Raw genomic sequence first — 8,122 nt, forward strand, 5'->3', positions numbered from 1 at the left:
TCTTCCGCTTTTGGCCCCCCAATCGCCTGCACTTTTTCACCCCCCCAGAGTATCCGGAGCTCTCTTCTGAAGGGGCGCAGGCTTCGGGGAGTCGAACCTAAACCTGGAAAAGTCTCTCAGCGGGCCCGCTCCAGCACATAGTCCACCATTTGAAACAAAGCTCGGCGGGCTACCGAATCGGGGAGAACTTCCAACGCCTCGGCAGCCCGACGGGCATAGTCTCGCGCCAACTGGCGGGAGCGCGGGATCCCATTGCTCTGGTAGACCCACTCCAGGGCCTGCTGGAGATCCTGGGGTTCGGCCAGCTCTCGGAGGATGAGCTCCCGCATCTGGGGAAACTCCTCCAGGGCGAACAAAACCGGTGCCGTCAAGTTGCCCTGGATGAGGTCAGAACCCACCGGCTTGCCGAGCATCTCTGCCGAGGCGGTGAAATCCAGCAGATCGTCCACGATTTGGAAGGCAATGCCCAGGTCGCGGCCAAAGTCAAAGAGGCGATCAGCCACCTCAGGACTGACCCCGCTCAGCAGCCCGGCGGCCTTAGAACTGCCGGATATGAGGGAGGCGGTTTTGTAGAAGCTCTTGGCCAGGTACTCCTCCAGCGACACATCCGGGTCGAAGCGGGTGAGGCTCTGGCGTACCTCGCCCTCCGGCAGATCCATGATTACCTTGGACAAGAGCTTCACCACTTCCAGATTGTCCAGGTTAGCCAAATACCAGGCAGCTTGGCCGAAGAGGTAGTCCCCCGCCAGCACCGCTACGCGGTTGTCGAAAAGGGTATTTACTGTGTCGATGCCCCGCCGCACGTCCGCAGTGTCGATGACATCGTCGTGCACCAAGCTGGCCGTGTGGATCATCTCGGTAATTTCCGCCAGGCGCCAATGCTGTGGGGTAATCTCCCCATCCGGCGTGGTAGCCCGCGCAATCAACAGCACAATCGCCGGTCGGATCCCTTTCCCCCCCGCCGAAAACAGATGTTCGGCAGCCATGGCCAGAATTGGGTGTTTGGCGCTAACCAGCCGCGACAGGTTCTGGCGTAAACGCTCCAGATCCGCTTCTACAGGGCCAAAGGGGGAGAGCACAGAGGTCATGGAGCCAAAGTATGAGAGGTTTTACAAAATTTCATATCTCCCCTTATTGTAGAGCACCCCAACGTTCTCGGGGAAAAGCGAGCGGTATCATGCAAACAGTCCTCTGCTTTTTTATGTCGGATCCCGTTTCCCCAGTGCCAACCGGCTCTGTCCCCCCGCTCCCTGCAGAACCCGATTGGGAGGAGGAGTGGGAGCTTGCGCTGGAGCAGCCACCTCTATCGGGGCGAGCCCAGCCTCACCACCATGACCCGCAGTCGCGGCGCAAGCTAATCCATCGTCTGGCTCGCATCGAGGGGCATGTGCGCGGGATCCGCTCTATGATCGAGCAGGATCAGCCCTGTCCGGATGTGCTGCTGCAGATTGCTGCTGTCAAGGGGGCACTGGATCGGGTGGCGCGCCTTATTCTTGACGACCACATCCGTCACTGCATCCGCCACGCCATCGAAAGTGGCAACATCGAGGTGGAACTGGAAGAGCTGCAGCGGGCCCTTGATCGCTATATCAGCTAGTGGATACAAGCCTTTCCCATGGGCATAGGCTGGGCTTTGCTCAAGCCAAGGCTAGCTGTTGCCGTCGGCAGCGTAGCGCTCCAGCAGGGCGGCGCTTTTCAGTTGCCATTGCAGGCCCATGAAGGCCCAGTCCAAGAACTCGTTGATCTCCTCCTGGCTGAATTGCATGGCTTTGCCGATCTCGAAAATCAGAGCCTCTTCTTTTTCCGCCAGCTCGTTGTTGACCACCGCCATCGCTGCCAAATCTCGCAGGATTAGGGCTCCGGCTGCATTGTGTAGAGGAGGGATCCGGCTGAGGTCTAGGATTGCGCCCGTCTCCTCGGCCAGGTAGCTTTGGGCCACCTGTTTTTCGACGCCCATCCCTTCGGCAATTTGCAGGAAAAAGTTGCTCTCCTCTTCGTCCAACTGGCCGTCCACTCGGGCTACCGCGATCAAGGCTTTGAGGTAGAGCTGGCGCTGCTCATCTGTCAAGTCGGCGTAGTTGACCATGGGGGTTGTTGCTGAGCTTGGGTTTCCTCTTCAACTTTGCCATAAACTGCCCCACCGCATAGGCGGGTGGGGTTTTGGGTAGCCCTGAAGCTCACTCACAAGGACTCCGTCCCGCATCCCCTCCCCAACAACAGGCCGGGTTGACACAGCGAAAACGCTTCCCTTCCCGCTGGCCAAGCCACAAGCAGCGGTGACAGGTCTGCGAAGTGTAGGCAGGCGGCACCACCACAACCTTCACTCCTGCTCTTGCTGCCTTGTAGTGCACAAACTACCGCAACGGTTAGAACGCCCCTCGCGCTAGCGGGCCGTAGGCCTCACTGCTCAACCGCCGCCGCTCTGTCTGGCTGCTGGTTGACTCGTCCACGCTCGCGCCAGCGGGCCGTAGGCCTTGGTCGCATCCAGCTTTGCGGCTTGTGAGGCAGACACCTTGAGCTTGCAAGAGATAATCAAAACTTGGGTCATGCTAGGTATATTGGGCGCTATCCCTCTCCACCGTATAGACGGTGAGGGATCCCGTGCATTCAGATGAAGATGCCACTTGGTGTCGATTCGGCCCTTTTTCCGCCGAGGAACAATCGATTATAATAGGGGGTCTCTGTCATAGCCAGCCGCCAAGACTTCCGCTGGGATGCGGTAAGGGGCGGCAGCTTGGCTTGTTTCATCTTTTCTTCTCTTGGTAACCCTTTACAGCTTGCGGAGCACCCCCGAGGAGCAGACACCCCATGGTTAAGTTACGGCTCAAGCGCTACGGAAAAAGACGGCAACCCAGTTATCGCATCATCGCTATTGAAAGTAAGACCCGCCGTGAGGGTCGTCCGCTGGAGGAGTTGGGCTACTATAACCCTCGCACCAAGGAGACAGTTCTGGAGACGGCAGGCCTGCTGAAGTGGTTGCGGCGTGGCGCTCAGCCTACAGACACTGTGGACGGGATCCTCAAAAAAGCCGGCCTCTACGAGATGTTGAAAGCTGGCGAGGGCGGAGTGGTTGCCGCGATTCGCATCCCAGCCATTGCCAAGCCTGAGGCTGGGATCCCTGAGCCGGGGCCGTCCACGGAGGAGCCTGCTGCAGCGACGGATCTTCCTGAGGCGTCTGCGGAAGCGGCAGCGGAGGCGAACTCCCAGGAGCCGGAACCAGAGGCTGAAGAGAAAAAACCTCAGGTTGAGGCTTAGGGGCGGCTGCACTTTCGGCTAAGCTTGGCTCGGCAGTTGTTCTTCCCTGTCGTCTAGCTCCTCATGCCGGATTACGAAGCCCTTGTCCATCTCTTGATCGAGCCGTTGCTCAGCGGCGGCCCGCCGCCAATGGACGTGGAAACCACCTGTGGCGGGCGCAAGGTTTGGCTGCGGCTGGCCTTTGACCCCAAAGATCGCGGGCGGGTATTGGGGCGGGGCGGGCGCACCCTGCAAGCCATTCGGCAGGTCATGATGGCGGCAGCTCAGTTGGCGGGGCAATCGCTGTACATCGACATCTATGGAGAATCTGGAGAGCGGGGTCGGGAGGAGCGGGAATGAGCCAAATCCTCACCTTTTTGGGCAAGGGGGGCACCGGCCGGAGCACCCTAACCGTGGCAGTAGCCCGGGCGGCAGCCCAGCAGGGGCGGCGGGTGCTGTTGGTCGGCCATCAGCCGGGGCCGGGGCTGGAGATGCTCTTGGGTGGGATCCCGCTTTCCGGCGAGCCGGTAACTATTGCCGCCAACTTGAGCGTGGTGCAGTTGCGCACAACCCAGCTTCTGGAGCAGTACTGGACGGCGGCCAAAGAGCTGGAAGCCCAATACGTACGCACTCCCTTTTTCCGGGAGATCTACGGTCAGGAGCTGGGGGTGCTGCCGGGCATGGATCAGGCCCTGGCTCTGGAAGCGCTGCGCCGTTACGATGCCAGCGGCCAATACGACTGCATTCTCTACGATGGTCCAGGGGATCTGACCACCTTGCGGGCCTTTGGGATCCCGGAGGTGGCCAGTTGGTACTGGCGACGGGCTTCTAAAGCTTTTTTGGGATCCGACTTGGCCAAAACCCTGCGCCCTTTTGCCGAGCCGCTGCTGCGGTCGGTTAGCACCGTGGAGTTCTCATCTTTAGAGGATCTGTCGAATCGCCTGGGGGGGATGACCAACATTTTCGAGCAGGGACGCCAGGCCATCGCCGATCCTCGTCGCGTGTTGGCCCACCTGGTGACCACCCCGGATCCGATGGCCGTGCAGACTGCCCGCTACCTCTGGGGCAGTGCCCAGATGGTGGGGCTGACAGTGGGTGGCCTCTGGGTCGTGCCGCTGGTTCCTGGGGAGGTGTCGGCTGCCGATTTTTCTCCGCTGCCTGTGCGCATCCTGCCGCGGCGCCAGGGATCCGATTGGTCGGCTTTGGAAGAGGCGGTAGGAGGGATTTTCGCGGCGCCGGAGGTGCCGCCGCCTGTAGCCATCGACGAGGGATCCCGCACCGTGAAGCTGTTTCTTCCCGGCTTTAGCAAGGCCCAAATCGAGCTGAGCCAATCTGGGCCAGAACTGACCATCACCGCCGGGGATCAGCGGCGCAACTTGTTCCTGCCCCCCAGCTTGGCAGGCCGGCAGGTAAGCGGGGCCAAGTTTCAAGAGCCTTTCTTAGTCATCAGCTTTGGCTAGGCCATCACGCCAGCGGAGGAGAAGGCGATGTTGGCCAAGCGGATTATTCCCTGTCTGGATGTGGCGGCGGGGCGGGTGGTCAAAGGGATCCGGTTTGTGCAGTTGCGCGATGCCGGGGATCCGGTGGAGCTGGCCCAGGCCTACGACCAGGCGGGAGCTGACGAGCTAGTCTTTCTAGACATCACCGCCACTCACGAAGAGCGGGAGATCTTGCTGGAGGTGGTGCGACGCACCGCTGAGCAGGTGTTCATCCCCCTCACGGTGGGAGGTGGGATCCGCGATGTGGACGGGATCCGGCAACTGTTGCGGGCTGGGGCCGACAAGGTGAGCCTCAACTCGGCGGCAGTTCGGGATCCGGATCTCATTGCCCAGGCCAGCCGTCAGTTTGGATCCCAGTGCATCGTGGTGGCTATCGACGCCCGCGCCAAGCCTCAGGGTGGCGGCTGGGAAGTGTACGTGCGCGGGGGGAGGGAGCCGACGGGCCTGGACGCGGTGGAGTGGGCCAAAACCGTGGCCGAGCGGGGGGCAGGGGAGATCTTGCTCACCAGCATGGACGCCGACGGCACCCAGGCTGGCTACGACCTAGAGCTGACCCGCCGGGTGGCCGAAGTGGTGTCGGTGCCGGTGATCGCCTCAGGAGGAGCAGGAGACTGTGCCCACATCCGCCAAGCTCTCCAAGAGGGGGGAGCAGAAGCAGCCCTGTTGGCCTCGCTGCTCCACTACGGTCAGGTGACGATTGAGCAGATCAAAGCCGACTTGGCTGCCCACGGCATTCCGGTGCGTCGCTAAGGGAGGGATCCGTGCAGGCTCCAGATCTGGCTGCTCTCCTGCCCAAGGTGTGCCACCTAGCAGAAGCGGCAGGGCAGGCCATCTTGCCCTTCTATCGGCAAGAACCGCTGCAGGTCGAACTCAAAGCAGATGCCTCCCCCCTCACCCAAGCGGATCTGGCCTCCCACCGCCTGATCTTACAGGGCCTGCAAGACCTGACCCCTGAGATCCCCGTACTTTCAGAAGAATCTGGCGGCATTCCCTACACCCAGCGGCAGCCGTGGCGACGGTTTTGGTTGGTGGATCCCTTGGACGGCACGCGCGAGTTTATCGGGCGCAACGACCAGTTCACGGTCAACATCGCCCTCGTCGAGGCAGGGATCCCCATCCTAGGTGTCGTCCATGCCCCAGCTCTCGGTCTTACCTACAGGGCAGCGCAGGGCCTGGGGGCCTACAAAGGCAAAGAGCCCATCCGGGCCCGCCCCCCCGCCCAGGCTCCTCTGCAGGTGGTGGCCAGCCGCTCCCACCGCAGCCCGGAGACGGAGCAATTCCTGGAACAGCTGCGACGGCGCTACAGTTCTCTCGAAGTCAAGTCCGTGGGCAGTGCCCTCAAGTTTTGTCTGGTGGCTGAGGGATCCGCCCATCTCTACCCCCGCTTTGGCCCAACCCTGGAGTGGGATACCGCCGCCGCCCACTGTATCGTCGAGCAGGCGGGGGGAAGTGTCACAGATTTGAAAGGGGATCCCTTGCGCTACAACAAGCCCGACCTGCACAACCCGCCCTTTGTAGCGGCTGCCGAAGGCGTCGCCCAGTTGTGGCAAGGCTTGATCCCCTAGGCGAGGCTCCAGCTACATGCCCATTTCGGTGGGGTTGAAGCCATCCGGAAACTTGGTGTACTCGTCGTAGAGGGCACCGCGAAAACGGGTGTTGGTGATGATGGCTCCGCGCAGATCGGCGCCAATTCGCAAATCGGCGCGGCTAAGATCGGCCTCGCTGAGATCAGCTCTGAGCAACTTGGCCCGGTAGAGGTTGGCCCCGCGCAGATCGGCCTTGATCAGCTTGGCCCCGATTAGGTTTACCCGCCGCAGCTTGGCTCCGCGCAGGTCGGCTCCGGAGAGATCCGCCCCCGACAAATCCGCCTCACGCAAATCCGCCCCACTTAAGTCGGCATCTCGCAGGACAATGCCCCTCAAGTTCGCGCCGCTCAACTGCGCCCCGCTCAGGTTGGTTCCAGAAAAATCCCGCTGGCCAGACGCATAAGCCTGCAACAGTTGCTTAGCGTCTAGGAGAGGTTTGATATTCGCTGTTGTCATCGCTGTTGGTTCTCTCGCAAAAACGCAGGAAGGCTACCCTAACCCCCCCAGAGGCAGGTCAACGGCCCTTCCAGCCTAGCTTACCACCCTGTATTCTCTAGCTCAGGAAATCCCAACGCACCTGAGCCCAGAGGAGACACCCTTCGGAAGACACGGCCTCCCATGGTTAAAGCTGGTCGATTTCGCGGCGCAGATTTTCCAACTCCGCATCTACCTCGCTTTCAGCCGGGGCAGCAGATTGGGCTTGCGGCAAAACTTTCCGCTCTCCGGCGGGCAACTGGCCCTGCATCGCCGCTTTCAGCATCATCAGCTCATGATCGACATCTGCTCCACCCGCCTCCAGCGCGGCAAACTGTTGCTCCAAGCTGTCCACCGCCAGCTCGGCCACTGCCGCTGATTGGGCCTCCAGGGCGTTTACCTTCTCTTCCATGCGCTCAAAGGCTGCAAAGGCGCTGGTAGTGTCCACCCGTCCGATGACCTGGTTGATTTGTTGGGAAGCCTTGGCCGCCCGGGCCCGCGCGATGAGCATATCCTTTTTGGTCTTGGCCTCGGCGATCTTGCTCTCTAGCTTGGTCATGTTGCTTTTGAGGAGCTCCACCTGCTTGGTCTGCTCATCCAACTGCCGCTTTAGGCTTTGGGCGGTTTCGGCGAAAGTCTTCTTGCGCACCAGCGCTTCGCGGGCCAGAGCCTCGTTGTTGTTGCGCAAGGCCAACTCGGCCCGTCTTTGCCACTCGTCAACGTTCTGCTGCGCCTGCTCGTACTGCCGCTCTATCCGCTTCTGGGCAGCAATGGCCTGGGCAACTGCTTGCCGCATTTGGTAATGATCCTCAGACATGTCCTGAATGGTTTGGTTCAGGATCTTCTCCGGATCCTCAGCGCTGCTGACCAGCGCGTTGATATTGGATCTAATGATTCGGCTGACCCGATCGAACAATCCCATCGGTTGTTTCCCCCTCTAGCAGTCTGACCTAATGCTACCCTTGCCTTTCTGGCGCCTTCCAGTGCTTCTACTCCAGTATAGGGATCCCTGACTGGGATCCGAGGAAATTGGCCGCAGGGGATCCGGCCCAATCCCAGACCAACCCTCCAGCCGCCAAAACAGCCGCTGCAGAGATGGGCCCCTTCCTCACCTGGCAACCCTTGTTCTCGGGTTGGGCGTTCCCGAATGCCCACTCTGGCCGCGCCCCGTCTTATGTCCCACCCCTGGATTTTGGTGGATGACACTAAATTGTCGGGGTCACTGAAAGCCCAGAGGGTTTGCCGGATGAGAACTTTCCGAACTTGGGCAGATTCTCTTGGCTGGTCTGACAATGGGCTGTGCTGGAATCGAACCAGCGGCTCCCACCG

General features: G+C 60.9%; 11 protein-coding genes. 6 read left to right on the top strand and 5 right to left on the bottom strand.

The window, feature by feature from the left end:
- Positions 1–116: 116 nt before the first annotated feature.
- Entirely contained in the window at positions 117–1,088 is a 972-nt protein-coding gene (sds, locus tag NW841_RS10680; RefSeq protein ID WP_414365701.1) for a solanesyl diphosphate synthase, read from the bottom strand.
- 89 nt (positions 1,089–1,177) lie between these two features.
- On the opposite strand from sds, the gene NW841_RS10685 reads away from it, so the two are divergent.
- Positions 1,178–1,597, top strand: coding sequence for a metal-sensing transcriptional repressor (locus NW841_RS10685; protein WP_414365702.1), 420 nt, complete (start codon positions 1,178–1,180; stop codon positions 1,595–1,597).
- A 51-nt stretch (positions 1,598–1,648) separates the two neighbouring features.
- On the opposite strand, the gene NW841_RS10690 is transcribed toward NW841_RS10685, so the two are convergent.
- Together NW841_RS10690 and NW841_RS10695 are read right to left on the bottom strand one after the other, a co-directional pair.
- Positions 1,649–2,086, bottom strand: coding sequence for a TerB family tellurite resistance protein (locus tag NW841_RS10690; protein ID WP_414386348.1), 438 nt, complete (start codon positions 2,084–2,086; stop codon positions 1,649–1,651).
- Between the two features lie 91 nt (positions 2,087–2,177).
- Positions 2,178–2,351, bottom strand: coding sequence for a zinc ribbon domain-containing protein (locus tag NW841_RS10695; RefSeq protein ID WP_414378035.1), 174 nt, complete (start codon positions 2,349–2,351; stop codon positions 2,178–2,180).
- Positions 2,352–2,808: 457 nt separating this feature from the next.
- Between NW841_RS10695 and rpsP the strand changes: the two genes are divergently transcribed.
- The 5 genes from rpsP to cysQ all read left to right on the top strand — a co-directional run bounded on the left by rpsP (position 2,809) and on the right by cysQ (position 6,298).
- Positions 2,809–3,255 (top strand): 30S ribosomal protein S16, encoded by a 447-nt coding sequence (rpsP, locus tag NW841_RS10700; RefSeq protein ID WP_414386349.1) that lies wholly within the window; start codon positions 2,809–2,811, stop codon positions 3,253–3,255.
- Positions 3,256–3,318: 63 nt separating this feature from the next.
- Positions 3,319–3,594 (top strand): KH domain-containing protein, encoded by a 276-nt coding sequence (locus tag NW841_RS10705; RefSeq protein WP_414365706.1) that lies wholly within the window; start codon positions 3,319–3,321, stop codon positions 3,592–3,594.
- Entirely contained in the window at positions 3,591–4,694 is a 1,104-nt protein-coding gene (locus NW841_RS10710; RefSeq protein WP_414365707.1) for an ArsA family ATPase, read from the top strand. The genes NW841_RS10705 and NW841_RS10710 overlap by 4 nt, the downstream gene beginning before the upstream one ends.
- A gap of 27 nt (positions 4,695–4,721) precedes the next feature.
- Positions 4,722–5,483: an imidazole glycerol phosphate synthase subunit HisF gene (gene hisF, locus NW841_RS10715; RefSeq protein WP_414365708.1), complete on the top strand. Its 762-nt coding sequence runs from the start codon at positions 4,722–4,724 to the stop codon at positions 5,481–5,483.
- An 11-nt stretch (positions 5,484–5,494) separates the two neighbouring features.
- On the top strand, positions 5,495–6,298 hold the full coding sequence (gene cysQ / locus NW841_RS10720; protein ID WP_414378032.1) for a 3'(2'),5'-bisphosphate nucleotidase CysQ: 804 nt from the start codon (positions 5,495–5,497) through the stop codon (positions 6,296–6,298).
- Positions 6,299–6,310: 12 nt separating this feature from the next.
- Here cysQ and NW841_RS10725 read toward each other — a convergent pair whose 3' ends face one another.
- Both NW841_RS10725 and NW841_RS10730 read right to left on the bottom strand, forming a co-directional pair.
- Positions 6,311–6,775, bottom strand: coding sequence for a pentapeptide repeat-containing protein (locus tag NW841_RS10725; RefSeq protein WP_414365710.1), 465 nt, complete (start codon positions 6,773–6,775; stop codon positions 6,311–6,313).
- A 166-nt stretch (positions 6,776–6,941) separates the two neighbouring features.
- Entirely contained in the window at positions 6,942–7,715 is a 774-nt protein-coding gene (locus NW841_RS10730; RefSeq protein ID WP_414378030.1) for a PspA/IM30 family protein, read from the bottom strand.
- Positions 7,716–8,122 lie beyond the last annotated feature (407 nt).

The sequence above is a fragment of the Synechococcus sp. H60.3 genome, assembly GCF_047462295.1.
Lineage (GTDB): Bacteria > Cyanobacteriota > Cyanobacteriia > Thermostichales > Thermostichaceae > Thermostichus.

Excerpts from the sequence above, each read along its gene's own strand:
- hisF (WP_414365708.1), top strand. The coding sequence starts at position 4,722 with ATGTTGGCCAAGCGGATTATTCCCTGTCTGGATGTGGCGGCGGGGCGG.
- sds (WP_414365701.1), bottom strand. The coding sequence starts at position 1,088 with ATGACCTCTGTGCTCTCCCCCTTTGGCCCTGTAGAAGCGGATCTGGAG.
- rpsP (WP_414386349.1), top strand. The coding sequence starts at position 2,809 with ATGGTTAAGTTACGGCTCAAGCGCTACGGAAAAAGACGGCAACCCAGT.
- NW841_RS10725 (WP_414365710.1), bottom strand. The coding sequence starts at position 6,775 with ATGACAACAGCGAATATCAAACCTCTCCTAGACGCTAAGCAACTGTTG.
- NW841_RS10710 (WP_414365707.1), top strand. The coding sequence starts at position 3,591 with ATGAGCCAAATCCTCACCTTTTTGGGCAAGGGGGGCACCGGCCGGAGC.
- NW841_RS10705 (WP_414365706.1), top strand. The coding sequence starts at position 3,319 with ATGCCGGATTACGAAGCCCTTGTCCATCTCTTGATCGAGCCGTTGCTC.
- NW841_RS10730 (WP_414378030.1), bottom strand. The coding sequence starts at position 7,715 with ATGGGATTGTTCGATCGGGTCAGCCGAATCATTAGATCCAATATCAAC.
- NW841_RS10690 (WP_414386348.1), bottom strand. The coding sequence starts at position 2,086 with ATGGTCAACTACGCCGACTTGACAGATGAGCAGCGCCAGCTCTACCTC.
- NW841_RS10685 (WP_414365702.1), top strand. The coding sequence starts at position 1,178 with ATGCAAACAGTCCTCTGCTTTTTTATGTCGGATCCCGTTTCCCCAGTG.